The following is a 25,187-nucleotide window of genomic DNA, read 5'->3' as shown; positions in this document are numbered from 1 at the left end:
ACCTCTGTTGCGGGTGTAGTTCATCGGCTAGAATGCAAGTTTTCCAAACTTGAGAGGAGAGTTCGATTCTCTCTACCCGCACCACGTCGGAATCAACTCCAACCCTACCTAAATTTTGCCAATCAAGTGGTCAAAATTTGGTAGGGTCTTGCATTGTTCCTCCTCTACCCCAAACAATCGGAATTGTTTGGGGACCCCTGTAGCAGACTGGCTAATGCCAGTGAATCAACTCCAACCCTACCTAAATTTTGCCAATCAAGTGGTCAAAATTTGGTAGGGTCTTGCATTGTTCCTCCTCTACCCCAAACAATCGGAATTGTTTGGGGACCCCCTTGAAGATAGCAGCACTGGCTAATGCCAGTGAATCAACTCCAACCCTACCTAAATTTTGCCAATCAAGTGGTCAAAATTTGGTAGGGTCTTGCATTGTTATTTTGTAGAGGTAACACCGATAATAGTTGTTTGCTGATCACCTTCTAGCACTTTGATGATTGATTTGTCAGTTAGTTTGAAGGTGCTTAAGCTATAGTCTTTTATGTATCCATAAGCGTCGGCAACCCCAGTCGCTACGACTACTTCCGTGTCCGACACGTATGCAGCTTCTGAAATTTGTTTATCGGCTTCAAATTTTGTCACCGGCGTGCTAACTAATTCCACTACTTTTTTGTCACTTACATAATACGGTTGAACGTTAGAGATGTACGCTACATCCTGGACTTTGTCATTGGTTTCACCTACTTGTTTTTTATCCCCAGATTTAATATTGACAGATATAAATTTGTAAGGGGGTTGAGTAATCGGTCCACCTAAACCTTCAGATGGAGGACCTGTATATTTTGAACCTTCAGCCACGATCATTTCAGTACCGTCACTTGTTACTCCTAGAGAAAGGCCACCGATTGGTGATTGATATAGCGACTTCCTGGCTTTAGCGTTTATATCGTAAGAAAATATTTCTTTGTTGTTGAAGCCATCACAGTTCCAGCAACCTTCCGAGAAAACAATTGACGATGCTTTTGTGCTGTAAGAATACATCGCTACTCCCGCTGTAGCAGCTGTGAATAGCTCTTTTATTGAACCTGAACCATCAAGAGGCACCTCGTAGACTTTATTTTTGGAAGCTGGCGTTTCGAGTAAGGCCATTGTAAGAGAGGTAGCATCGTCCGACAGCATCAAGCTTGTTACCTGTAGCTCGGAGTTTGCCTTCTGATAGATCGGCTTGAAGGTTACTCCACCGTCCGAACTAAACATTATTTTGAGTCCCTTAGGGCTACCACCAGTAATAGCAAGGGCAATGCTCTGGCCTCGAACGCTGTAGCTCTCCATGATTTCACCCGCGGTAAAATTGAGAAGCTCCTTCTTGTCACCGCCGCCTGCGGACCGGCTGTAAATCTTCAAGTCATTAGCGCCCGAGTTTGAATATGCATAGATAATTTTATCGGCACTGATTTTCTTCTGGGCTGGCTGATTAGATGTAACCTGTGCAGAATTTGTGTCTGTCGTGACATTACTAACTGGTGCTTCGGCTTTTTTGGGATTATTAAAAACCAATAGCCACAGCACAACCCCTACGGCAATTAGACCGATTAAGGTCAGCACATAAACTTTACTTTTGTTGAACTTCTTTGGGGATGATGCACTTGAACTAATTGCCGTTGAAGGCTGCCCCAATTGTGATATCTCGTTATCCGGATTACTAGTTTCATTATTATCACTGTTACTTGCTTGGACATTATCTGCTTTAGCAGTTAAGTCTTGTTTTTCGTCCACGTTAGTCTCCTCGCTTATGCTTAAATGTTAGCACAAAACCCGTCAAAATCTATCTCACATAAAACTTTAATCTAACTCTTTAGCTCCGGTGTTCGAATCCGTTAAGATAAACAATAAAAAAAGTACCCTAGACAAGCTAAGGTATTTTTATTGGTACCCCGGGAGGGATTCGACTCACCTTCGGCGGTCACTTTCAGCGACCCCGACTTTGTCTTTCTTCAAACAAGTTTGAAATCAGACAATAGTCCTTGCGACGATTCACTGAATCGTCTCACCCGAAAAAACATCTTTGAAAACAAGTTTTCAAGAGTTTGTTTCCTTGCGATCCGCCAGCTGGCGGATCCACTGGACTTTCTCACCCCGACCTTTTTGGTCGGGCGTTCTAATCCACCAATATAACCAATAATAATACCTCAGACAAGCTGAGGTATTATTATTGGTACCCCGGGAGGGATTCGAACCCCCGACCTGTGGGATAGAAGCCCATCGCTCTAATCCACTGAGCTACCGGGGCAGGTACCGAAGTATATTATAACAGGGGTTCAAATTATATAAACCCAACATAAATCTGATTCTCGCCACGATCTCGGTAATCCGCCTTAGGCGGATATAGCCGAGTCTCGGCTCCGCCTCAACTTACTTACTGCAAGCAGTAAATCAGTTTCCGTCCTTGCGATCCGCCAGCTGGCGGATCCACTGGACTTTCTCACCCGACCTGTGGGATAGAAGCCCATCGCTCCGAGTCCCTTGAGCTACCGGGGCGAGTATCACCAAATGATTGTAGCAAAAATCGCTAGCAAAATACAGGGGTAGGTGATAAAATAACACAGTATTTATAGTCGTGGCGAATGTAGTTCAACGGTTAGAACGTCGGGTTGTGGTTCCGAAGACGAGGGTTCGATTCCCTTCATTCGCCCCACGTCGAAGCTTGCTTCGCTATAAACCAAAATGCCGAAATCAAGTGTCGGCATTTTTTGTTTACGCTTGAGCAGCTTCTCCTTCTCAAAACTCAATCGGAATTGAGTTTTGTTTTTTTAGCTTCCCTAGAGCTTGCTTCGCTATAAACCAAAATGCCGAAATCAAGTGTCGGCATTTTTTGTTTCAATTATAAAAATCTTAGTACTGCCATCAAAGCCACGGGGATCACTAAATTATCTAATCCATACGCAAGAACATTCTCTAATAACGTAGCAATTCCAGTAAACACAAAAATGCTAATCCAAGACAACACATCAAAATCACCAATCGTTTTGAAAATTGTAAAGATTGCCATCGTAAGCAAGAAATAACTTGCGGTTCCCTGAACCGTTTTTGTATGATTATAAACTCTATACATTATAGCCTTTTTGCCAAAATGGCCCCCAATTATTGCCGCCATTCCGTCTGGGATTGCCAGTACCAAAACCGCCAAAGTAAACTGCCAGTTTTCCCTAGCCAAAAATGCTAGAATAGCAATTGAGAGTGGGTAGATATACTGCCCGATGGTTTTACGAGGCACATCATAGCCTACATGTATTAGCGGCAAAAAACGAAATAGTAGAGTACCAAAAAACATCAATATGCACAGAAAAACGATTTCGTTAAAACTAATAAACAAAGGCCAAAAAGCTATCCATATGCCAAATAAAATGTGCACTAGCTTTCTCCCAAGTTCACCCTGCATGATCTTTTTACGCCATAGCTGCTCGGCGACTAGGCCAAAAGCAAAAAGCGGTATCACTGCGATCAGCGATGGCAGAATCCGGATCATCAATTAAACCTCACCGGAATATTCTGCACAACTAGTCGTAAATCTTCCGACAAACCATAAAATTCATAAGTCGGTAGCGTTGTATGGTTCATAAACTTGAAAACGCCGTATCGCAACCTATACCACCAAGACGTAACCCCAGAGCCGAGCGACAATCGGTCACGACCAGCTAGCACCACCCAATCGTCTAGATTACCCAATATTTCTAAATCGCCAAACTGGCTAATCTGCTCCAAGATTTGCGGAACACTTACTCTTTCCATGTAACCGAAGCGTGCCTGAATACTCAAAAACTCCTGCTCAGCCTCGCTTCTAAACCATGTGTAGCGAAAACGATCATTTTTATTTATCTTCGGGGTGTGAAGTGTAGAGACCGTCAATACGACTAGTCGCTTCGGCAATGCCTTAAACTCGTCATAGAACAACTGTAGCTGGGCTGGAACCAGATCACTTGATTGATTAACTAGCGTACCTGTCAGCACTAGCACCGGCTTTGGGAACATTTCATTACTCTGTTCTTGTAGTTTGATAAGATCTCCTACCGTCTGCTGTCGATCGGCCATGTAGCCGCTGAGCACTTTTCGCCTACCCCATTGCCAGGTTATCATCAAGAAGAATAACGTAACCCCAATAGCTAGCGGGATATAGCCGCCACTCCTAAACTTAAGTGAATTAGCGCTCAAGAACAACAGATCAATTGCTAATAAAGGCAACCAAACTAACAATGTCTTAGGTAAATTCCAGCGCCAAATTTGCCTAACAACAAAGATCATCGCCAGACTGGTCACCACCATATCGAACGATACAGCCAATCCATAAGCCGAAGCCAAAGCGCCGCTCGTTCGAAAAGCGAGAACTATCAGCACACAACCAAGATAAAGCGTCCAGTTGACGAAGTTCAAATACACCTGTCCCTCACGCTTAAGGTTAGTGTAGTTTTTGCGCAGCTTAGGCAGTAGGTCAAGAGCTATGGCTTGAGAGGTTAGCGAGAATGCCCCAGAGATTAGTGCCTGACTAGCGATAATCGTCGCCAGAGTGGCCAGTATCACCATTGGTAACAGTAGACCACTTGGCACCATACTGTAAAAAATGCTACCCCCCAAAACCGGCTGCCCGCTTAAGAGTAATGCCCCCTGACCCATGTAGTTTAGTAGCAGTGCGGGCATCACAACGTAAAACCAGCCGAGCCGAATCGGCGCTTTGCCGAAATGCCCAACGTCAGCAAACACAGCTTCACCGCCCGTCACTACCAAAACAATTGAGCCAAAAATCAAGAAAGTTTTATGAAGCTCAGAATGTCTGATAAAATCAACCGCTTTAAGTGGATTAATTGCTTCTAGCACACTCGGATTCTTAACTATTTGAACGAGGCCCAAACCAGCAATTACGCTGAACCACAGCAGCATTACAGGACCAAAAACAGAACCAACCCGAGCCGTACCTTTGTGCTGGAAAGCAAATAAAAGTGTCAAAATCACTAGGGTAGCTGGCAAAACATAGCTTGCAAAACTTGCATTAACTACCTGCAAGCCTTCTGTCGCCGAAAGAACGCTAATCGCTGGCGTAATCAAACCATCACCATATAAAAATCCAGCAGCTAAGATTAGCAGAACTAGCATTATTTTGGTCGAACGTTTACCAGCGTGCTGATGAAGTTGCCCGAAAAAAGCAAAAACACCTCCTTCGCCTGCGTTGTCAGCTCGCAGCACCAAGCTCATGTATTTTACTGCGATGACTATTACTAGCGTCCAAAGAATTAGGGAAATAACTCCGATAATCGACTGCGAATTGTGCGAAACACCGGTGTGACCGAAGAATATCTGGTTAGCCGCATAGAGCGGCGAGGTACCAATGTCGCCGTAAACTATACCTAGCGCTCCAACGCCTAGGCCGGACATACCTAATCTTTTTGACTTGTTCATTTTAGCCCGAATCCTAACTCATATGCAGCAAACGTTTCTTTAACCGCTGCCTCAAGATTGTTATGCTGGCACATATAAAGGCTAGCAAAACCCTCAAAGCTTACCCCGTTTTTTAGTTTTCTTTTATGGCTTTGGTTCTTGCTTCGTTTTGTTCTTATTTGTTTTTTAGCAGTCATTAATTGTTATTATACCTCTTTTCGCGTTGCTTACAGGCTTTTATAAACTAGAGGTATTGAACTATAATTAGACTAAAGGAAGAGAGACTAAAAATGCCAAAAAAATGGAAAGATTTTGAATACAAACCGGCCTTTTTTGCTATAAGTTCTTTTACTGTCGGTATTGCTAGCTACGTCTTAGGTTACAAAACCGCCGGCAACTGGATTCTGGGTCTCAGCGCTAGCATGCAAGTACTGCCAATGGCCTATGAGATGATAAAAAACGTTTTTGAAGGCGAACTCGGTATTGATCTGCTAGCAGTTACGGCAATCGCGACAGCGCTGCTACTCGGTGAATACGTTACAGCGGCGTTGATCGTGGTAATGCTCACCAGCGGAGAGGCGCTTGAGAACTACGCAGAAACTCGAGCCAAACGCGAACTAAATAGCCTACTCGAGCGCGCCCCGAAAACCGCCACAGTAGAAAGAGGCAGCAAGACCCTGACTATCAAAGTTTCGGAAGTAATTGTAGGTGACATACTAATTATCAAGCCTGGTGATGTGGTGGCAGTTGATGCCCAAATTGTCGAGGGAAGCTCGAGCTTTGACGAGTCCGCCCTTACTGGAGAGCCGATGCCGGTCGAACACAAAAAAGGAGATGACCTACTTTCTGGCTCAGTCAACGGAACCAAACTCATCAAAGCAAAAGCCCTAAAAACTTCCAAAAACAGCCAGTATGAGCAGATTATTCAGCTAGTTAAAGAAGCCACTTCTAGCAAAGCCCGATTTATCCGCATGGCCGATCGTTACTCGGTTGTATTTACAGCAATCTCTTTCGCGATAGCCTTCGCCGCTCTTTATATTTCAGGTGGGCAGTGGCTAAGGTTCTTGCAAGTACTAGTAGTTGCTACCCCGTGCCCGTTACTGCTGGGAGCGCCAATAGCCCTCGTCAGCGGCATGAGTCGGGCTGCCAAACACGGTATCATTGTCAAAAACGGTTCGTCACTGGAACGTTTGGCCCGCGTAAAAACTTTTGCGTTCGACAAAACCGGCACACTAACTCACGGCGTACCAGAGCTAGCAGCTATTAAAGTGTTGAAAGGCTACGAACAAAATCAAGTAGTCGCCCTGGCTGCCGCATTAGAGGAAGGTTCCAATCATATTCTAGCCAAGACTATAGTCGATAAAGCACGCGAGCTAAAGTTAACCTTTCCCAAAGTTAGTGCCGTGCACGAAGAAAGCGGCTTCGGGATACTCGCCAATCAAGGCAGCAAAAAGGTGATGATCGGCAAACACGGTCTAATGATTAAGCACAAAGTTACAGTGCCCAAATCCCATGAGGCCAGCTCAACCGCTGCTTTTTTGGCGATCGACGGCAAGCTAGCGGCTATTTTTGAATTTGCCGATCAGCTACGCGCCGAGACAAAAAGCACCCTGTTAACTCTAAAAAAACTAGGCATGCGAGACTCGTTGATGCTAACGGGAGATAACCATAATGCGGCAAAGCAAATTGCCGAGAAAGTCGGTATCTCCGTAGTTCACGCCGACGCCCTACCTAGTGATAAACTGCACACACTCAAAAGTCTTGATGAGTCAAAACGACTAGTGGCTATGGTCGGTGATGGTGTCAACGATGCACCAACGCTTGCGGCAGCCGATGTAGGCATTGCACTCGGAGCACGTGGCTCAACTGCCGCAAGCGAATCTGCGGACGTGGTAGTAATGTTAGATTCTCTTGCTAAAGTCGCTGAAAGTTACAAAATCGCAAAAGATACTTTCAAGATTGCTAAGCAAGCTATTTTGCTCGGTATATGTATCAGTGTGGGCCTCATGTTAGTTTATTCAACCGGTAAGTTCTCACCAGTGTCTGGCGCTGCCGTTCAGGAGCTAGTCGACGTCGTTGTAATGATCTATGCCCTACGCGCCCACGGGCCTTGGAAACGCCACGAAAACGTCCTTGAAAAGATACTTACTTAACTCTTACAACGGCACGGTCTGCATTGAATGCATTTGGCTTCCAGATCACATACTGATGCCCATCTTCGACCGGAACCTCAAAAACTATTTTGCCAGAGGCCTTTCCGCCAGCAACCATATCTCCAGAACCCAGATTAGCTACTGTAGAAAACGTACCGTCTAACACTTGTCCCCCGGCTGTTTGAATTCTAAAGTTAAAAACGTTATAAGGCTTCGTGTCTTTGTTTGTGTTTTCAAGTGCCACATCTGCTAGGACGTATGTCTTACCGCTTGCGGCAGTTTCAAAATCACTGAGTGATGTCTTAACTTCGACATTGGTAAGCGTCATCTTAACCCCGTCAACGGTCGCAGCTTCGCCTGGCAGTACTTCTACGTCTTTATTTTGTTTATCTGCCCTATCGTCGAACTTGTAAGTCTTTTCATTACTTTGTTTAGCGCTGCTGCTAGACTTGTTTGAGTTGTCTGAGGACTTCTTGGATCCCCCCGTCGCTCCTGCAATACCGACGAGTAATACCAGTGCGAGTATAACTGTTACTATTTTGTGTTTTTTAAACCATTCCATGGCATCACTCCCTAATTACTTAATATCTTTAATATAGAACAACCCCCGTTAAAATAAAACACCCAAGAAAAGCTTTCGTGAATAAATGTTAAATCGTTTCTAGCCTTGCCAAAGGTGAATAGTTTTTAACTTATACCTGACTTTTTTAATACGCACCTAAACAAAGCGTGGGGCACAGAAAACATACGAAAAAACTGCAACGATTATAGCTGCGATAGATGAGTCGAAGGCTCTTATCAGATCAAAGGCAAAATATATGCCTATTAAATATCATTAACCAATATGGGTTTGAACCAGTTTTATTTACTAATCGTGGAGACAAGTTTTTCTGCTCTTGCCAGTAAGCCACCATTAGCAAGCTGTTCTCTTTGTATAAGTGCAAGCACTGGTAATTGTGCAACACCCATAATTTGATTATGGATTCTTTCAGGCCAAGTTCTCGTTATATCTGGCTGTGCAGCAGCAGCTAAGATAACTCCAAAAATACCGCTTCTTACAATACGCCGACCCTGAACTTCTCTTTGCTCATCATCTAAAACAAACTCACGTTGGTTGCCGTCAGCATTTGTACGCCAACGTATTTCAGGCTTAACAAGTGGAGCGGTGGGAGCAGAACGCAAACTTCCTCGTTGAACAGCACGGTCTGCTAAAAGCATTGGTCTGTAGCCATAACCGTAGCTATCGTTAAAAGCAGGATTCGTTAAAGTTGCTGTTTTTCGTACAGTGCCATTCTGTTCCCATTCTGTAAAACTGTCCCATTCTGGTATCAGCCATAACCCCGATTTATGAGTGTAACCCTCTCTTGCAAATGGCACGGCTGTTACGTTGCCTTCTTCATCTCGTTTAGCTTGGACACAATATCGTTCACCAAAGAAAGACGAAGGTATTATAAGTTTGGTTTTATATCTACCAGTATTGTAATCAAGCTCCTTCAAACCGAAACTGTCTAGTACGATTGCTGGCTTAACCGTTGCATTTACGACCTTCTTTGTAACAGTTTTAGGTAATTCGGATAGCATTTGTTTGATAGCGTCAGCGGTTTCTTGTGCATTATCACCAAGCCTGTAATGGAAATCCATACTGAATGAACCTCTTGGTGGCGATACTAGAAATGGTCGTATTGAGTTCCAAATAGCTGTTGTATGCTTTTTATCAACTCCTGCGTTACTCAATATCTTTAGGGCAGTTTCTGCGTCATTAGGATTAACTAGATATGCTGCTGCAAAACTTGCTAATTCATCTGGTTCGGTAATTGGGCGAACTTCTTGTTCGTTTATATCAAGCTGTGGTACTGCTTCAACTACTTCCATAAACACAGGTCGTGAAATCATAAAGTCGTGCCAGTTCTGACCAAGCAATCGTTCGTGTCTTACTATTCGTTCTTTAGCTTCGGTAGTGTGATTATCTGGCTCTTGCCAATCGGCAATTACATCTCTTGGTGTTTCAAATTGTCCATCATAAGGTGCTGCAACACGCATTACTCCGTATGCTGTTTCAGGAGCAAGAGAACCACCCTTAAAGATAAGGGAGTAATCATAACCACCGTCTTGGCTAGGCTGTTGCGAAATAGTTACATCACGCTGAAAAAGGTCGCCAACTTCACTATCGGCAACTTGACTATCTATAAGTGCTTCGGGTGCTATTGAAACTCTCATTAGGTGCTATATTATACTACACTTAACACCTTTATGCAATACTTACTTATATGCTAATTTATTGTGTCGTACAATCTACCTTGAGCGACATACCCTAACAGGGGTAGTGTCATTTTCTTAGCAAGATAAGCGCTTGTCAATTGTTAGTGCTTTTCCCGACCACCCCTGTTAAAAAACCTATTATACAATGACGAAGAATTTGAATCGTAATTACACTTTTGTTTTAGATAATGCTACGCCAAGCACTGCCTGAAATACTTCGCTTAGCGTATCACGGATCGCTTGCTCATCTGTTTCGGTGTATCGCTCTGGGTCTTGCTCTACTTCAAATTGGCTAACCGTGTAAGTATCATTGTCTGCTGGCTGTAAAGTAAAGCGAAACAGCTCCATGCCTGTCCAACTTCGGTGAAGATGTACAGTGTTATCTTCCATATAGACGTTCCACTTATCTTCCATTTCGTGAGCCAAATGACCAAGTTGTAAACGCTTATATGTTTCTTGGTCAAGCTTCCAATTTACAGCTATTGTCTTAGGGGTGTTGATGGGCTTAAACTGCTGCCTTTGCTCCTCAGTAGGCACAAAGGGTGTTGTAGGTGCTGGTCCTGGCGAGCCAACATTACTCCATGATTTCAACACAGCTTTATCTTCATCTGTTAGTGGTTCTTGTGGTTGGTTGTCGTCAGCCATCGGGTTCTCCTTATTTTCTAATTGTACTCGCTTATCATCTTTATCTTCGGCGAATCGTGTTCTAATAATTCCAAAGGTCTTAATACCAGTCAGCTGCTCCGCTAATTTTACTATATCGCTATAATCATAAAGCTGCTCAAGCCACTCTTGCGGTATGCCAGCTAAACCGTAATATGCACCTGCGAGCTGACCGTAAACAGCACCAATCGTATCTGAATCACCTCCTAAGTTAACCGCTTTGAGTGCACCCTCTTTGAAGTTGTTAGTAGTCATGAAAGCCCAGACAGCTACTTCCAACGTGTCCAGTATATAGCCCGTAGGCTTTAACTCATCTGCCGTCTTTTGGTTCGCTTTATTGACGACTGTAATTAACTGCGTATCTTGCGTTGCCGTCGTGCGCATTTGCAACACATCATCTTTGTTAGTTGCACTCACAGCATTAAAAAGCAAACCAGCGAATAGAGCTGTTGCTTCTTCGGCAAGAGTAGAATAGTGAGTTTCTCTACCACTAATAGCGGCAAGTTGCATAGTCCGCTTTAGACTATTATTTGCTGCCATTGAAGCAATCACAACTGGTGCAAGCCGCATAATACAACCATTACCAGCCGATTCAGTTCTTTGTTCGTCAATAACTACTTCGGGTTGAGCTTTATAGTGACCTATCGCCGAAGACACCTGATTGCCAATGTCAAAACAAACGCCTGTTGAACTTCTATAACCATTATCTTGCCAATCAACATAACGATCCATAACGTCATAAGAATCGTAGCCTTGTTTCGCAAGAATACTATCAGCTAAGCACAGAGCCATTGACGTATCGTCAGTCCAATAGCCGAGGGGTAAATTAAAAGGTCCACCTTCAGCAAGCGTTTCTAACGGCGTAAAAGTGCCTCGCTGTTTAAACTCTAAAGGCATACCGAGCGTATCACCAATCGCCAAGCCAACGAGCATACCTATTCGTTTGTCTTCAATCATAAATAAAATTATAGCCTATCTCTTGGCAAAGTGAGCTATCACCAAACTTATTGGGGAAAAGATGACTGTCCTCTAACAGATAGTTAATGTGCAAAACCTGAATTTACTGATAAAGATTCGAATTTTTATAACTACAACTGGCAATCCTGGCTTTCGACCTCTTGTCGGTCGAAGATTCGAGTTATTCATAACCAACTAAAAAACCCAGCAAGAATGCTGGATTCATTAGTTGGTCGGGGTGATGCGCCGTTACTCAAACTTCGGGTACCGGGGGCAACTCGTTCAGCGGCTGGTTGGGTTACCGTTGCGGGATGAGACGGATGAGGTCGAGCGCGTGGTGGTTCCTGCCCGGGTTCGAGCTGCTCTGTCTGGTTCGGACAGGGATCGTCTTGCCGAGGCGTACGTGTCGGGGGCGACGATTGATGAGTTGTCGAGGCGATTCGGGATCAATCGGGGGACCGTCTCGAAGATCCTGGCGGGGCGCGGTGTCGATCGCCGGTATCACCAGTCGTTGGTGGTGGACATGCGGCGCGCTGCCGAGCTGTCGGCGGCGGGGTTGAACGTGACGGCGACTGCAACTGTGCTGGGAATGGGTCGTACGACCCTGATCCGGGCTCGCAAGCGGGCGAGAGAAGCCCTGTTGTCGGCTGGGGCGGTGGGCGATCCAGGTGGCCAGGCTGGTGGCGGTTGATGTGCAGCTGCGATGCGTTACGTTCTCATCGGTGATTCTGTCGGACGCCGTGTGAAGCTCGCAGAGGCTGCAGGAGGGCTGTGTGGTGAGAGTTGAGGTGGACCTCGGGTGGCAGGGTCGGAGGTTCTGTCTGGTGGGTCGTGGTGCGCGAGGCGATGATTTTGATGGAGGGTGTCGGAGAGATGGGCGGGGGTGCTGGGGGGTTGGCCGTCCTGAGTCGCCTGTTGAGGCGGCTCAGGACGGACTTAGAGCCCGAACGCTTAAAACGCGCCAAAAACGGATCGGTACAGGCAGTCAGCACGGGACAGTAAAAATGCCCGCTAGCGCTGCTAGGCCAAAGTTAAGCTAACTAATCATCTGAGCGTAACCCCCAAGGCTCAGGTAAGGAGCAGAAAGCCATGAGTGCAAGCAACAGAAGCAACGAATTATCACGATCCCCAGAGATGGGTGCTATGCCTATGGCTAAGACAAAAGAAAAAAGAGGTTTTGGGGCTAAAGTTGGCGCTGTACTTGCAGGCGTAGCATTGGTAACTGGAGCAAAAGTAGCTAGCGAGCCCAAAGCTGTAGAAGCCGCACCGGTTCAGGTAGAGGGTATGAGACCTGCTGGGAGTGTCTGCGTGAATTGGGACGATAATGGTATTTGTACGGAAACCAGTATTGTCAACAACCCTTCCACAACAAAGGTAAAGCCACCTCGCACCACAACCACTAAGCCACAAGGCGGTGGTAATGGCGGTGGTAACAATGGCGGCAATAACGGCGGCGGAAGTAACAACGGAGGCGGCACAACTAAATCCACCAAGGCCGTGACGAGTTCGACGTTGTCGCTCGAGGACGTATCGAAGCGGTTGTGGGAGCGTATCGATGCGAATGCCGCGGTCAGCGAGGGTCGATTCTGTTTGCAAGATGAGCCGTTGAAGTGGGTGGAGGGGTCGGTGCTCTTCCCTGACTTCAAGAACCGAGACGGTGAGGCGACCACGGAGTCGGTGTCGACAACGACGTCTGTAGCGCCGGGTGACACAGGCGTCACAACCGCTGTTCCAGTGGTCGAGCAGTTCTCGACGCCGGAGAAATACATCGGCAATGTGGCTGCCGCCGTCCGGTTCACGCAACAGTTTGAGGATCCTCAGACTGGTGACTCACAACCCGGTAGCCGGGTGTTCCACGAGGTGGTGGAGCGTTGTGAGTTCAGGTTCCTGACCAGAGAACAGTACGTCGCGATGTTCGCTGCCTCAGCTCGTGAGGAGCGCGCCAAGACCTATGACGCTTACCTGTCCTTCTTCGACCTTCCGCCCACCACGTGGACGGTGCTGGCAGAGCTTGGTGGCGATCTCAGCGAACTGAACCCGCCTCAGGCTCAGACGGTGATGGACTTCACCAGGGAACGCTGGGCGACGTTGGGCGCTCTGTCGGATCCTACGTTGACGCTCGAGGCGTTCGCCGACGGGAGTGTGCCGCTGGGCGGCGATGCGTGAGGGAGGTGGCGAGCGCCTGACTCGGTGAGGTTCCAAAGTGGCGCTTCGGATCTGAGGGTGGGTTGATCGCCGCGTAGGTGATCCGCGACGCGATACAGGGGCTCTGTGATTCTCAGCGGTGTTCGAAGTCGTTGAGTCTCGAGGAGCCCCTGCTTGGAAACGGATCCTAGGCGCATGTGCGCGCTGCTGGTCGGCCGCCAGCTCGGTTGGGGCGACAGCTGGATCGACCAGGTCTGTGTGATCGGCCTCGCGTTCGTCTGCTTGACCAGCAACCGTCGACTCGACGACGTCGACGCCGCGGTGTTCGCGTCGACGACCACGGCGCTTGACGCGTCAACGACAGTGACCACGAACCATCGCCGCGTCCTCCACGGACGACTGCGAGCGTTGCAGCAGGTGTGCTTCCAGCTCGGTCTGCTCGACGACCAGCCGCCACACCCCAACACCCGGCATCGCAGCCTCGCCGACCAGCTCGCCCGGGTGCCGCAACCCGAATCGCTCTAGTGATGTGAACGTGACCCGGTTTCTTGGACACCTGATTACGCGGGAGACCGTGTAGGAAGGAGCCCGTCATGGGGCGTCCAAGCAAGTATCCGGAGAAGTTTCGTCGGGACGCGCTCGAGTTGGTGAAGAACTCGGGGCGCCCGATCGCGGAGGTGGCGCGTTCGTTGGGGATCAGCGAGGGGACGTTGTGGAACTGGGTCAAGCAGGCCCGTGACGCGACGCAGCGGGCGGCTGATCCGGACGAGTTGACGGAGTCCGAGCGTGACGAGTTGCGCCGGTTGCGTCGGCAGGTGATCGAGTTGGAGACCGACACCGAGATCCTGCGTCGGGCGGCCGCATATTTTGCCCGAGAGACGATGAGGTGATCCGCTTCCGCTTCGTCCAGGACAACATGACCGAGCTGCCGGTCAAGCGGATGTGTGAACTCGCCGAGATCCCACGCTCGTCGTTCTACGCGTGGCTGACCCGCAAGCCGTCAGCTCGCGACATCACCGACGAGGCGCTGCTCGTGACGATCCGTGACATCTATGCCCGGTCACGCAAGACCTATGGGGTGCCGCGGATGCTCGGGCAGTTGCAACGCCGCGGGCATCGGGTCGCCCGGTCCCATGTCGCCCGGTTGATGCGCGCAAACGGCCTGGTCGGCGCACACGCCAGCAAGAAGTGGCGGCGTGGGCGCCCTGATGCCGGTGGTGTCCCGGACCTGTTGAGCCGCGACTTCCGTGCGGTCGCCCCGAACCAGCGGTGGGTCGCGGACATCACCGAGTTCCCGACCGGTGAGGGCAAGCTGTATCTCGCTGGGATCCGGGATCTGTTCCATCGTGGGATCGTCGGCTGGGACACCGCCGGCCGCCAGGACGCCGCTCTCGTGGTGTCGGCGTTGACGATGGCGTTGGCCCGCACCGGCCACCCGGGCGACGTGATCCATCACTCGGACAAGGGGTCGCAGTACACGTCGCTCGACTTCGCGTTCGCTGCCGGGAACGCCGACATGCAGCTCTCGTTCGGGTCGACCGGCGACGCGTTCGACAACGCCGCGATGGAGACCGCCTGGGCCAGGCTCAAGGTCGAGATCGCCTGGATCCGCGGCAGCATCTGGTTCCCGACCCGCGCCGAGTGTCACGCCTACTTGTTCGAGTTCATCGAGGTGTTCTACAACCGGCAACGCCACCAGACCGGCCTCGGCCACCTCACCCCAGCCGAGTACGCTGACCAATGGCGCCACGACCACGGACAACCGAATCTGGCATAACCCCGTGTCCAGGATTCCGGGTCACGTTCAATGAACCGCTACCTCCAAGCCTGCTCGACCACGCTGCGACCATCCACGATCGAGGACCGCTGCGACAGCTTCGAGCTGTTCGCCATGTGGCTCCACGACCACCACCCCAACACCGCCGGCCTCGACCAGCTCGACCGGCAGATGATCGAGGAGTTCCTGGCCTGGAACCACACCCGACCATCACGAGGACGACGCGCCCACGGGCGACCGGTGTCGATCGCCCGCCAGCACGGGACCGTGTCGGCGCTCAAGTCGTTCTTCGAAGACATCACGTTGTGGGGCTAATGGACTACCGTCCCCACCTACAGAATCAGAGGCCGCAACCCAGCGTTGGCCGCGTAGAGCCGCATTCGGGATCCGGAACTTCGAGCACTACCGCATCCGGTCACTGCTCTACGCCGGACGCCCCAACTGGGCCCTGCTCGGCACGCTCACTCCACCGTGAAATCCGAAGTCCCTCCAAAGTTCCGATGACGGCCGCTTCCGTAGGCATCAGCCGTGACCGCATGTCTGCGATCGTGCAAGCCCACGGGGTTGAACGTCGCTACCACGGGACTGTGCCCGATTGCGGGCTCGTGCTCTATGCCGAACAGGTCGAGAACCTGGTCGGCGTCACCGCTCAACCCTCAGCGAAGAGACGAGCCGAGATGAGAACCGGCGTTCGCCCCGGTTTCTACGGCCCGGCGTGGAAATGCGTGTGAAGTTGTTCCATGGGGGGGCCCAGCATGCGCCTGGCGGCGGCAAAGGGGTCCGGACCGCCCCCACGCCGAGCGCATGCATACCCGCAACGCTCCATCGACCAAATCTGCCACCACTGATCAGCTTCGACCCGGACAGAATTGCCTCTGTCAGTCGCGTAATTCAGGTTTGCTTGCCAGAACCGCGAGAAATCGAGGAAAGCGAGCCGGAGTCGTACCGTATTGCCGTGCAACTTTGGCCGAAGGCATTAGCTCAACGAATCTTTCTATGAGGAATCCCCGATTGCATAGAACGTCCGAATATCTTTCCAATGGGCGATGGAAATGAAAGGTCTCCACTTCACTAATGGCCTTCGTAATTCTGAAAGTGGCTTCGATGGCAACTTCCTTTGGGTATTCGAACCAATCTTCATAGGCGTAGCCCCAGTAATATGGCCAATGGCATGGATGCAGGACGCTGATCACTACGGTTCCGCCTGGAACAACCAACCGATCAATAGCAGAAACAGTAGACTCCAGGTCTGGGGTATCCATGAAAACCATATTAGCCACGACCAGATCAAACTGTTGGTCATCGGACATTTCCTCAACCCATCTCTGAATATAGCTCGCTCTCGTAGGTTGAGCACGTGCCAGCTCGATCGACAGCGCTGACGGGTCTATTCCAAGCACTGTGTCAAACCTCCGAGCGAGACGTTCGGTCAAGTAACCGCTCCCGCAACCCACATCGAGTACCCGGGTCTGCCTCCCCAGCTGGGCGCTCCTTATCAACCCAACGACCCCAGGGATAATCACGTGTCGCATACTGATATCTACGCCACTTCTGATCTGACCGTCACGTTCCTCGGCAATAAGGTCCCAACGAGCGCAGACTTCGGCTCGCGTGGGAGGCCGAACCGGCCGCATACGTATAGGTCGTGTATCACCCGCCAGGTCGATCATTGTTCGCTCGCTGGGGTGTCGGAGGTGGGTTGAGTTAGCTCGGATGCTTCACAGGCGGCGCTATCGAGCGGCTCCGGCATCCCGTTGCCACTCACGTGTCGAACATCTCCCGTTGACCCGCTATCTTTAGTAAGCCGCAGAGACTTCTTCTTTGGCTTTTTCTGCGACTTCTTGACATACCCGGCGAGGTCCTTTGCCAGCGAAATGACGGGCGACATCGGATCTGAGTACTTTTCGATCACGTGGTTCTGGTTGTCTGGACGTCCGATCAAAACACACGCACCCAACTTGGAATCGTTGATTATCGTGAACCGCGACTGAGGAACAAAGCCTTTCATACCATAATAGTATACCTGGGCACCCTGTCTCGCAAGCTCCTGTATGTCCCCCTCACCAGGCTCCTGGGCAAGGATGGTCAAATCTCCAGTCTTGGCCTTTTTGGTTAGCTCATCTCGCGCCTCTTCGTTTAGCCAGGACATGTCACGCGTAAGAATCGTTGTTCTTCCACCCGACTTGATCCAGGCAATCATGTAGCGCTGGATTTCGCGATCTTTTTTGGACTTATCGTTCTTATCTTCTTTAAAAATCCGCGAGCGATTGGCTCGATATTCTTTAACATCGTAAAGAAGGTTCACCGACAGGGCTGCAACACTCAAGGCAATCAATAGAACCCAACCAATTGAAAACGACCTTGCCGGGTCTTTGAACACCAGGGCGAAGCCGAGCAACGTCGCCCACGAAGCAACAGACGTCACCAGTTGCCGAACAAGTTTGGTTTTCATTTTTGATTCCCCAGAGCCACGGCCTAGTGCCCGTAGCGAATATAGATCGTTGACCGGCTGAGCTGTGCCCGGTGCGGCAGTCCAGTCGATTCGCGTACCTGCCGTCCGATCCCGGGCAACAGACCATCGACCACGAACTGAAGCCGAACGAGCGCTCGGCTGAGGGCATCCCGTCGCTACGCATATCAGTCATCGATCACCCGCCAGTTTCGCACGTGCTGAACGACAAGTCCTGACGGACCGGGCACAACCTGGAGCCGTGCGGTGACTGGGCGACCGGCCCTATGTGCAAGGACTGCCTCGTTGTAGCTCAACTCGTCGAGTGGAACCTTGACAGTACGTGAACGTCCGGAGTCGTCTGCCCCCTCAATCACACCACGGATCGTTACCTCACCCGCACCAAGTTGATTCTCTCGATGAAGCTTGACGACTAGGCCGGTAGCTCTGATCTCCAGCTGCTCCGACTGAGAGCGCAAGTACACACCGCCAACCTCCAGGCCCGGCGATGCCCCGGCGGGGATACTGACCATGTCGGAATCCGAGACGCCCGACTGCCAGGCCCTGCCGACACTGAGTTCAGTGGTCATGGCCTCGCTGCCGCCGCCAGTGAGCCGCGCCAACGCATCACAGAGATTTGAGCTCACGCCTTGGGGTACGGCGGCGTCCCACGAATTGAGCTCTCCTCCGCCTGAGATTGCCGACGCCGTCGCCACCGCCACTCGCGTTGCCTTCATCAGAAGGTCCGATACTGCTCTGTGTTCCGGAACCGCGATAGCCGAGCCCTCCAATTCCAGCTGTGGGTCGTCCGACAGCGGTTCAACCGGAAGAAGTGCTCGGACTACGAAACTTCCCGGCAATGACGGGATGAGTCGAACCTGCTCCACGTATCGATCGACGGCTGCCGGCCGACGGCCGCGATGATGTGCGTTCGGAGCAATCGACGACCTAGTCGCAGCAATGATGAGGTCTTGCAAAGCCTCGTGCATCTCCAAGCCGGTTGCTAGCGATACCGACGCATCCGCGGTGAGGCGACGAACCTGGAGATGATCACGACGCTGCCAGAGCAGCGAGCTCCACACATCCTGCTCGTCTCGGCTCTCCGCTGCCGCGATGCTGACGACGGCCGCGGCAACAAGTTCGGCATAATCCACCTCTACCGATCCCGGCACAAAGGCGCGCTGACCACTCACATGCTCAAAGATGGTGCGTCGATCGTTCGTGACGGCCACGCTCCAATCCGGTGTGCGTAAGAAGTAGCTGGTCAAAGACTTGGGACTTACAAGGACATCATCCTCGCTCACTTTGCACACCCCCTTCGGCAGGAAACAGCAACGGCACCTGATCTTGCGTCAGCATGTTGCCAGAGGGGAGTCGCACAGTGATCGTGGAGGCGTTGTTCGTCGGCGGTAGACCACCCAACCGAAGCCAGTATCCTGAGGCGCGCACGACAACCCACGGCCGAAGTGACGCGCGATCACCTCGAGCCTGCGGTGCAGGACGACAACCACCAGAAATCCGGGGGTTGTGCCTTGTCTGAGCTTGTCGTATGTGGCGACGTCAAGGTCGAAGGCCAAGCTTCCGTCACGCCATTGTGGCTGTTCGGTCGCTTTGACTTGAACTCGGATCGTCTCGCTCTGCTGGTCTGTGACCAGAAAGTCAAAACCTGCCGTGTCCTGATTAGGTTTCGAATGAATGCAGCGAGACGCGATACACATCGTTCCAAACCACTGCTCGCCGAATGATCCGATCCAGTTTGAATTCATCCCGTCTCGAGAGAACGAAGAATCTAATGAGAGCATCGAAGAGTCGTCAGCCCGCACCGGGCGAGTCGGCAGTGGTGTTTGGAGGTAGAGCCAATTGAATCGCATTGTCACCCAGCTCGTTGAAGAACCAAGCAATATTGTCAGATGCTTCGCCTATACCTGCAGGAGTCGTTGCTAGGCTTGCTTCATAGCTGTACAGCAGGCAGATGAGGATTCGTATTATTCCGGTGAGACGGTTCTCTCTGAAGTTGTCGTAGGTTATGCCATGGTCCTTCAGATATTGCCAACAGTGAATCCTTGCAGGTTCTAGATCAATCGGCTCACCCATTAACCAGCAAGCCCTGGCGTCTGCGAAGTGGGGTCGGAGCTCGACTGGAAGTTCTCCAGAAAGCGGCCCAAAGGTTCTCGTTGCAATCTGCATGAGCCGTTGATACACAGCTTCTGATTCCGCCTCGCCGGCCATTAGCGCCGCGTTATAGAGTCTGTCATAGTCAATCATAGTTTGAATCAATTCTACCACACATCAGGCGTGCGCAATTCCAAATTCCTTGCGGACCCAGCTGCAAGATGAGCAGTTGCCTTTGGTGTCCCCATGCTTAAGCCTTCCACGGTCGCCAATCTGAGTGGCATGGATCGACCCTCCGCTGGGGTCAATACCCTCGTGGAGCGCGTCACTGATAGCCCATATCTCGGCACACTTTCCATGTGTTTTAGACTGCTGACCTTCGGGCACTCGATCCAGCACCTCCTGCATAGCAGGATGTAAGGAGCCCACTGAGGGGCCAGCCTCGTCTGATGTTCGAACAAACTTGCGCCCACCAACCGTGAGCTCTGCTGCTGCTCCATAGTTACGTCCGGTCGCACGCGCAAAGTCGGCTTCGGCTGAAGCGCTCGATTGAGGGGTCGGGACCGACGCAAGCTGATCGACCCGTCGAGGCAGGACGACACTCGGCGCAACTTGCCCGGCATGCCCAGGGCACCCGTTGCATGAATGGTTCGCCTGGTCGATGAGTGATCGAAACTTGGTTTCGATCTGTCCGACGGTCTGCTCGTGCCGGAGAGTCTGGTCTAGGAAGCTGTGGGCAGATTGCTCGTGACGCTTCGCCCGGTCGACTTCAGCGTTGACGACCTCGACAACGGCAAACGCCTGTTGCTGGTAGCCGTATGCCTCCTCGGCATGGTTGCTTGCGGCACTGTCGTGCTCATCCTGCTCGGCCAGGCCTTCGAGAATCCCCGCAGCGGCGGACGCATGAGGCCGGAGATACCGCTTGTGGATGTGCTCCGACGCTTGATCACGCCACAGCCCTGCGGACTGGGCGACCACGTCGGCCAAATGCCGTGTTTCGTAACTCAGACGATCAATGCTCTCGTGGGTCGCCATCAGCCGGCTCTCTCGAAGTCCTGCAGCTGGCCAATCCGCATCTCGATGTCACTCAGTCCACCAACTGCCGTGTTGCCAGCCTCTTGGTATCTATCATCGGCTCGGCGTTGCGCCTGACGAGCGCTGTCTGCATCAACCACCCAACCAACAGCGAAGTTGCCCGCCACGGCACGACGGAGAGCACGCTGAAGCAGCTGCGTTCGCTGATGCCCTCCCGCGTCCTGACCCTGGGAGAGGCGCTTCAGATCGCCGAGCGGCAAGCCAACCGACTACTGAGCCTCCATCACGTGGTCGGACCGGCAGTGCCGATCGAGCTGATCACCGAGCAGCCGCGCACCGCCAGCGCTTGCGAGACGAGCTTGCCGGACTGAACTCCGACATCCAAGTAGGAGCAGAGCTGATCAACTTCATCCTCGACCTGCTCGCCAAGCCATCAGGGCTATACGGGAAGCTGACGGACTCAGGGCGACGCCAGCTCAACCAGGCAGTATTCAACAAGATCTACATCCACCGCCATCAGGTCGTGGCCGACGACATCAACGAGCCGTTCCGGCAGATCGTGCACATGGAACGTGAAGCGAGACGGCTCGGCCGCGAGGACTGCCGTCGGCGAATGAGGCACGAAGCCCCGGAAACAGAAACTCCCGGCTTGCCGTCCAGTGAGGACGGGCAAGCCGGGAGTTTGAGTAAGACTTCTCTGGTCGGGGAGACAGGATTTGAACCTGCGACCTGACGGTCCCAAACCGCCCGCGCTACCAAACTGCGCCACTCCCCGATAAATACATTATAACTAAAAAGTTCGTTACACGACTTGCGACTTTACGACCACGATCACGATCACGGTAGCCTATGGCCAGCCATGCCTCGGCCCCGCTTCAACATACTTTGAACAGGTTCAAAATCTGTTTCCGGCCTTGCAATCCGCCAGCTGGCGGAGCCACTGGCACTTCTCACTCAAACCGCCCGCGCTTGCCTTACTAGCGCCACTCCCGAATATAACAGAGATAATTATACTTAAAAATTACAGCCAACACAAATGCTGGCATCTACGGAAAAAGTTACTGCCTATCGATGAAGAATTGGGGTAGTGGTGCGTCAAAACAAACTTCGGCCAGCTCGCCTACACTCTCCCCTGGTTTCATCTTTTTGTATTTTTCCCTGTAGGCTGTGTCGACACTGCCGAATTTTGCATCGGCCCAATCAAGTGCCAGTCTAGCTGCTGCATCTTTAACTAATTCTTCGCTTTCGGCTTCGATTTCGATGTAACTTGGCAGCCATAGCCATTCATCGATAACGACCTCTACTTGACCCAGCTGCCAGGTCTCTCGCCTAGATTCTTGATAACTGAATACTTTAAACCCAACCGCCAAAAGTAGCTCTATCATTGCATCGTAATCTCCAACGGTCGTTTCGAGTTCGTGAGCATAATTTGTACGGTTAGATTTTTTGTAAGTGATCGTGACTTTGTCGCCTTCATCGCGAACTCTTAGGCGTTCCGAAAACTGTTCTTTGTTTTTGACACTTTTTTGAAATCTTCCGTCAGGATAGTCGAACATCGCCCGTCGCATCAAACGCATAGGCTTTAGGCAACTACCTCCAGCCTGTGTAAGCTTTGTTCTAATCTCTTCGATGTTGATATTCAAAAACTTAGCTTCTATTTCGTAATTCATAACTTCTTCTTAAACCTCTCCTTGTCTCTAATAAGCAATTTGTCTATGGACCTCTGAATGCCATGATCAAGATCTATTCCTTCTTGGTTAGCAAGGCAAATAACCGTCCACAGCACATCGGCAAGTTCGTCTTCAAGGTCATCGGCTTTCTCGTTAGACTTCTTTGGCTTATCACCATATCGGTGGTTAATGACTCGTGCCACTTCGCCAACTTCCTCGGCTAGTCGCGCGACATTGCTTAATGGACCCCAATAAGGCTTCTCGTACTGTTGGAGAATGTCATCTATGCGCTTCTGTAAACTATTGAGCGAATCGCTCACAAGTCTACCTCCAGCAACTCGGCGTTGCCGATCGATGCTAATGAATTAATTGTCCGATGTTGCTCGTCACGATAAATTGCTCGCAGCATTCGACCCGGTCCACCGTGGCTAACAACCAAAATCCTATCGGCCTCAAGAGTCTTTAGCCATGATAAGCCCTCAATAATTCTCGCATAAACCTGCTCAGTACTTTCACCACCGGGTGGTGTGGCATTTATATCAAAGTAGAGCTGAACCTCGTCATGAGGCTTTCCCGTCAGATCGCCCAAGTGCCTCTCTCTGAAAAAATCACTCAAAACTATCTTATCTGCGGGATAGCCCAGTTCATTAGCCAGAACCACTGCACTATGGTAGGCTCGCTTCATCGGCGAGCTGACTATCAGCTGTATTTTTTGTCTTTCAGTTGCCGGCCGACTTTGGCCGCTTGCTCCATTCCTAGTCTGGTCAAAGGACTATCCAGTCCACCGCCCGCTACAAGTTTGGCCGCATTTGCTTCACTTTGCCCATGCCTCATGAAATATATTTTTTTCATCTAGATTTGTAGTTAAAATTACTTGGTGGATCAAGTAGTGTGCCGTCAGATATCTACAGCCTGCTACTTGGCGAACTCTATGGCACGGGTTTCACGAATGACATTCACCTTGATCGTACCAGGATACTGCATGGTACTCTCAATTTTTGTAGCAATATCTCGGGCCAATTTGATTGCTCCAAGATCATCAATCGCGGTTGGCTTAACAAAAACTCGTACTTCACGGCCAGCGCTAATGGCATAGGCTTTGTCGATACCTTCAAAAGTGAGCGCTGTATTTTCAAGATCCCGCATGCGCTCAGCGAAGTTTTCGGCACTGATGTTCCTTGCACCAGGGCGGGAAGCACTAATCGCGTCGACTACTCGAATAATTACAGCTTCGACACTTGTGGCCTCAACGTCATCGTGATGTTGCTCGGCTGCTTGCGCAACTTCTTCTGGCACGCCGTATTTACGAGCCATTTCACCACTAATGTGGTGGTGTTTGCCTTCCATTTTGTGAGTGAGAGCCTTGCCCATGTCATGGATAAGAGCTGCATACTTAGCTGTCTTGACGTTAGCGCCAAGCTGCTCGGCCAAGATCCCAGCCATGTGCGCCATTTCGGTAGAGTGCTTAAGCACGTTCTGGCCGTAGCTAGTACGGAACTTCAGCTCACCAAGAAGCTGCAACACCTCCTTAGGAATACCAATGATACCTACTTCTCGAGCAGCGTCTTCACCGGCGCGTGTGATTTCCTTTTGGACTTCTTTTTGGGCTTTGTCGACGATTTCTTCGATCCTACCTGGGTGAATACGACCGTCCTTCATCAACATTTCCATGGTTTTGCGAGCAACTTCTCGCCTGACTGGATCAAAGCTAGAAAGAATAATCATGCCTGGAGTGTCGTCAACCATAATGTCAACGCCAGTAGCGCGCTGAAGCGCCTGAATGTTACGACCCTCTTTACCGATAATGCGGCCTTTCATTTCCTCGTCTTCAAGCTTGAGCGCTGTGACTGTGCGCTCGGCTGTAACCTCACTTGCCATTCTCTCCATGGCCTGAACAATAACTGTCGTAGCTAGTTCTTCGGCATTATCTTTGGCTTCGTTTTGCAGCTTAGCAACCAACCCCTCGAGATCGTGCTTTATGTCACGCTCGGTCATCTGCATTAGCTTCTCGGCTGCTTCTGTCTTTTTGAGACCAGCAATCTTCTCGAGTTTTTCTTGCTGCTTAACGCGAATGTCACGAATCTCGTTTTTTAGCTCTTCTACCTCTGTTTCAGAGGTTCGAAGCTTCTCGCTTCGTTTATCGATTTCGTCTAGTTTTTTGTCTAGAGACTCTTCTCGGGCTAATAAACGCTTTTCTATCTCTTTTGTTTCGTTTCGTCTTTTCTGGTCTTCTCTGCGTGCTTCGTCAGCTAGCTCTGCCGCCTTTTCTTTTGCGTCAGCGATAACTTTTGCAGCTTCTTTCTTGGCTTTGTCGGCCTGCTTTGCCGCTTCTTCTTCGACGTTACCTAGCTTTTTTTTGCTTGAAACAGTGCTTGCACCATAGCCCGCAATAGCAGCCACAACAGCTGCGATAATAACTTCTGGACCCATAATAGTCCCTTTCTATCTACTACCTATTTCCACAGAGCATCACTATCACTTCATTAGCTAAGAGATAACGGTAGGAAATCAAAAATTAATTTAAATAATCAGTATAAGATCTCAAA

The 25,187-nt window shown here is 50.5% G+C and carries 27 protein-coding genes and 4 tRNA genes; 10 read left to right on the top strand and 21 right to left on the bottom strand.

Annotated features, from left to right (window positions below):
- Nucleotides 1–9: 9 nt before the first annotated feature.
- Nucleotides 10–84: transfer RNA gene (locus tag IPO96_03265), tRNA-Gly, on the top strand.
- Nucleotides 85–429: 345 nt separating this feature from the next.
- Here the strand turns inward: IPO96_03265 and IPO96_03260 are convergent.
- Nucleotides 430–1,770, bottom strand: coding sequence for a hypothetical protein (locus tag IPO96_03260; protein QQS64574.1), 1,341 nt, complete (start codon nucleotides 1,768–1,770; stop codon nucleotides 430–432).
- A gap of 437 nt (nucleotides 1,771–2,207) precedes the next feature.
- Nucleotides 2,208–2,284: transfer RNA gene (locus tag IPO96_03255), tRNA-Arg, on the bottom strand.
- Between the two features lie 330 nt (nucleotides 2,285–2,614).
- Between IPO96_03255 and IPO96_03250 the strand changes: the two genes are divergently transcribed.
- Nucleotides 2,615–2,689 (top strand) — tRNA-His (locus IPO96_03250).
- A 186-nt stretch (nucleotides 2,690–2,875) separates the two neighbouring features.
- Here IPO96_03250 and IPO96_03245 read toward each other — a convergent pair.
- From IPO96_03245 to IPO96_03235, 3 genes are read right to left on the bottom strand one after another with little or no spacing between them, the layout of a single operon-like run.
- A complete protein-coding gene (locus IPO96_03245; protein QQS64573.1) occupies nucleotides 2,876–3,520 on the bottom strand; it encodes a hypothetical protein in 645 nt (214 codons plus the stop codon).
- A complete protein-coding gene (locus tag IPO96_03240; GenBank protein QQS64572.1) occupies nucleotides 3,520–5,442 on the bottom strand; it encodes a KUP/HAK/KT family potassium transporter in 1,923 nt (640 codons plus the stop codon). The genes IPO96_03245 and IPO96_03240 overlap by 1 nt, the downstream gene beginning before the upstream one ends.
- Nucleotides 5,439–5,618 (bottom strand): hypothetical protein, encoded by a 180-nt coding sequence (locus IPO96_03235; protein QQS64571.1) that lies wholly within the window; start codon nucleotides 5,616–5,618, stop codon nucleotides 5,439–5,441. Before IPO96_03235 ends, IPO96_03240 begins: the two co-directional genes overlap by 4 nt.
- Nucleotides 5,619–5,711: 93 nt before the next feature.
- On the opposite strand from IPO96_03235, the gene cadA reads away from it, so the two are divergent.
- Nucleotides 5,712–7,574 (top strand): cadmium-translocating P-type ATPase, encoded by a 1,863-nt coding sequence (cadA, locus tag IPO96_03230; protein ID QQS64570.1) that lies wholly within the window; start codon nucleotides 5,712–5,714, stop codon nucleotides 7,572–7,574.
- On the opposite strand, the gene IPO96_03225 is transcribed toward cadA, so the two are convergent.
- The 3 genes from IPO96_03225 to IPO96_03215 all read right to left on the bottom strand — a co-directional run bounded on the left by IPO96_03225 (nucleotide 7,567) and on the right by IPO96_03215 (nucleotide 11,453).
- Nucleotides 7,567–8,136 (bottom strand): DUF4352 domain-containing protein, encoded by a 570-nt coding sequence (locus IPO96_03225; GenBank protein QQS64569.1) that lies wholly within the window; start codon nucleotides 8,134–8,136, stop codon nucleotides 7,567–7,569. The genes cadA and IPO96_03225 overlap by 8 nt on opposite strands.
- Before the next feature lie 299 nt (nucleotides 8,137–8,435).
- Nucleotides 8,436–9,791: a hypothetical protein gene (locus IPO96_03220; GenBank protein ID QQS64568.1), complete on the bottom strand. Its 1,356-nt coding sequence runs from the start codon at nucleotides 9,789–9,791 to the stop codon at nucleotides 8,436–8,438.
- 210 nt (nucleotides 9,792–10,001) lie between these two features.
- Nucleotides 10,002–11,453 carry an ADP-ribosylglycohydrolase family protein gene (locus tag IPO96_03215; GenBank protein ID QQS64567.1) on the bottom strand — a complete coding sequence of 484 codons (1,452 nt, stop codon included), beginning with the start codon at nucleotides 11,451–11,453 and terminating at the stop codon, nucleotides 10,002–10,004.
- A gap of 773 nt (nucleotides 11,454–12,226) precedes the next feature.
- On the opposite strand from IPO96_03215, the gene IPO96_03210 reads away from it, so the two are divergent.
- From IPO96_03210 to IPO96_03185, 6 genes are all read left to right on the top strand, one after another.
- A complete protein-coding gene (locus tag IPO96_03210) occupies nucleotides 12,227–12,493 on the top strand; it encodes a hypothetical protein (GenBank protein QQS64566.1) in 267 nt (88 codons plus the stop codon).
- 49 nt (nucleotides 12,494–12,542) lie between these two features.
- Complete coding sequence (locus IPO96_03205; GenBank protein ID QQS64565.1) at nucleotides 12,543–13,619, top strand: hypothetical protein; 1,077 nt, start codon at nucleotides 12,543–12,545, stop codon at nucleotides 13,617–13,619.
- Between the two features lie 174 nt (nucleotides 13,620–13,793).
- Nucleotides 13,794–14,123, top strand: coding sequence for a hypothetical protein (locus IPO96_03200; GenBank protein QQS64564.1), 330 nt, complete (start codon nucleotides 13,794–13,796; stop codon nucleotides 14,121–14,123).
- A gap of 68 nt (nucleotides 14,124–14,191) precedes the next feature.
- Complete coding sequence (locus IPO96_03195) at nucleotides 14,192–14,488, top strand: transposase (protein ID QQS64563.1); 297 nt, start codon at nucleotides 14,192–14,194, stop codon at nucleotides 14,486–14,488.
- The gene (locus IPO96_03190; protein QQS64562.1) at nucleotides 14,485–15,375 is read left to right on the top strand and encodes an IS3 family transposase; all 891 of its coding nucleotides are present in this window, start codon (nucleotides 14,485–14,487) and stop codon (nucleotides 15,373–15,375) included. Before IPO96_03195 ends, IPO96_03190 begins: the two co-directional genes overlap by 4 nt.
- 30 nt (nucleotides 15,376–15,405) lie before the next feature.
- The gene (locus tag IPO96_03185; protein QQS64561.1) at nucleotides 15,406–15,690 is read left to right on the top strand and encodes a hypothetical protein; all 285 of its coding nucleotides are present in this window, start codon (nucleotides 15,406–15,408) and stop codon (nucleotides 15,688–15,690) included.
- 563 nt (nucleotides 15,691–16,253) lie between these two features.
- Here the strand turns inward: IPO96_03185 and IPO96_03180 are convergent.
- From IPO96_03180 to IPO96_03150, 7 genes are all read right to left on the bottom strand, one after another.
- The gene (locus IPO96_03180) at nucleotides 16,254–17,045 is read right to left on the bottom strand and encodes a methyltransferase domain-containing protein (GenBank protein ID QQS64560.1); all 792 of its coding nucleotides are present in this window, start codon (nucleotides 17,043–17,045) and stop codon (nucleotides 16,254–16,256) included.
- The gene (locus IPO96_03175; protein QQS64559.1) at nucleotides 17,042–17,755 is read right to left on the bottom strand and encodes a hypothetical protein; all 714 of its coding nucleotides are present in this window, start codon (nucleotides 17,753–17,755) and stop codon (nucleotides 17,042–17,044) included. Before IPO96_03175 ends, IPO96_03180 begins: the two co-directional genes overlap by 4 nt.
- Nucleotides 17,756–18,012: 257 nt before the next feature.
- Nucleotides 18,013–19,128 carry a hypothetical protein gene (locus tag IPO96_03170; GenBank protein ID QQS64558.1) on the bottom strand — a complete coding sequence of 372 codons (1,116 nt, stop codon included), beginning with the start codon at nucleotides 19,126–19,128 and terminating at the stop codon, nucleotides 18,013–18,015.
- A gap of 48 nt (nucleotides 19,129–19,176) precedes the next feature.
- On the bottom strand, nucleotides 19,177–19,695 hold the full coding sequence (locus tag IPO96_03165) for a DUF4365 domain-containing protein (protein QQS64557.1): 519 nt from the start codon (nucleotides 19,693–19,695) through the stop codon (nucleotides 19,177–19,179).
- Entirely contained in the window at nucleotides 19,637–20,053 is a 417-nt protein-coding gene (locus tag IPO96_03160; protein ID QQS64556.1) for a hypothetical protein, read from the bottom strand. The genes IPO96_03165 and IPO96_03160 overlap by 59 nt, the downstream gene beginning before the upstream one ends.
- Nucleotides 20,054–20,113: 60 nt before the next feature.
- On the bottom strand, nucleotides 20,114–20,971 hold the full coding sequence (locus IPO96_03155; protein ID QQS64555.1) for a hypothetical protein: 858 nt from the start codon (nucleotides 20,969–20,971) through the stop codon (nucleotides 20,114–20,116).
- A complete protein-coding gene (locus IPO96_03150) occupies nucleotides 20,971–21,231 on the bottom strand; it encodes a hypothetical protein (protein ID QQS64554.1) in 261 nt (86 codons plus the stop codon). Before IPO96_03150 ends, IPO96_03155 begins: the two co-directional genes overlap by 1 nt.
- A gap of 86 nt (nucleotides 21,232–21,317) precedes the next feature.
- On the opposite strand from IPO96_03150, the gene IPO96_03145 reads away from it, so the two are divergent.
- Nucleotides 21,318–21,704: a hypothetical protein gene (locus tag IPO96_03145; GenBank protein QQS64553.1), complete on the top strand. Its 387-nt coding sequence runs from the start codon at nucleotides 21,318–21,320 to the stop codon at nucleotides 21,702–21,704.
- Here IPO96_03145 and IPO96_03140 read toward each other — a convergent pair.
- The 6 genes from IPO96_03140 to rny form a co-directional block, all read right to left on the bottom strand.
- A tRNA-Pro gene (locus tag IPO96_03140) sits at nucleotides 21,670–21,746 on the bottom strand. The genes IPO96_03145 and IPO96_03140 overlap by 35 nt on opposite strands.
- A gap of 283 nt (nucleotides 21,747–22,029) precedes the next feature.
- Complete coding sequence (locus IPO96_03135; GenBank protein QQS64552.1) at nucleotides 22,030–22,641, bottom strand: class IV adenylate cyclase; 612 nt, start codon at nucleotides 22,639–22,641, stop codon at nucleotides 22,030–22,032.
- Nucleotides 22,638–22,961, bottom strand: coding sequence for a nucleotide pyrophosphohydrolase (locus tag IPO96_03130; protein QQS64551.1), 324 nt, complete (start codon nucleotides 22,959–22,961; stop codon nucleotides 22,638–22,640). The genes IPO96_03135 and IPO96_03130 overlap by 4 nt, the downstream gene beginning before the upstream one ends.
- Nucleotides 22,958–23,326, bottom strand: coding sequence for a histidine phosphatase family protein (locus IPO96_03125; GenBank protein ID QQS64550.1), 369 nt, complete (start codon nucleotides 23,324–23,326; stop codon nucleotides 22,958–22,960). The genes IPO96_03130 and IPO96_03125 overlap by 4 nt, the downstream gene beginning before the upstream one ends.
- 14 nt (nucleotides 23,327–23,340) lie before the next feature.
- Nucleotides 23,341–23,493 carry a histidine phosphatase family protein gene (locus IPO96_03120; protein ID QQS64549.1) on the bottom strand — a complete coding sequence of 51 codons (153 nt, stop codon included), beginning with the start codon at nucleotides 23,491–23,493 and terminating at the stop codon, nucleotides 23,341–23,343.
- A 63-nt stretch (nucleotides 23,494–23,556) separates the two neighbouring features.
- On the bottom strand, nucleotides 23,557–25,071 hold the full coding sequence (gene rny / locus IPO96_03115) for a ribonuclease Y (GenBank protein QQS64548.1): 1,515 nt from the start codon (nucleotides 25,069–25,071) through the stop codon (nucleotides 23,557–23,559).
- Nucleotides 25,072–25,187 lie beyond the last annotated feature (116 nt).

Source organism: Candidatus Saccharibacteria bacterium, assembly GCA_016700315.1.
GTDB lineage: Bacteria > Patescibacteriota > Saccharimonadia > Saccharimonadales > SZUA-47.
Note: the sequence above shows the minus strand (reverse complement) of the source record. Positions and strands in the feature narration are given on the sequence as shown.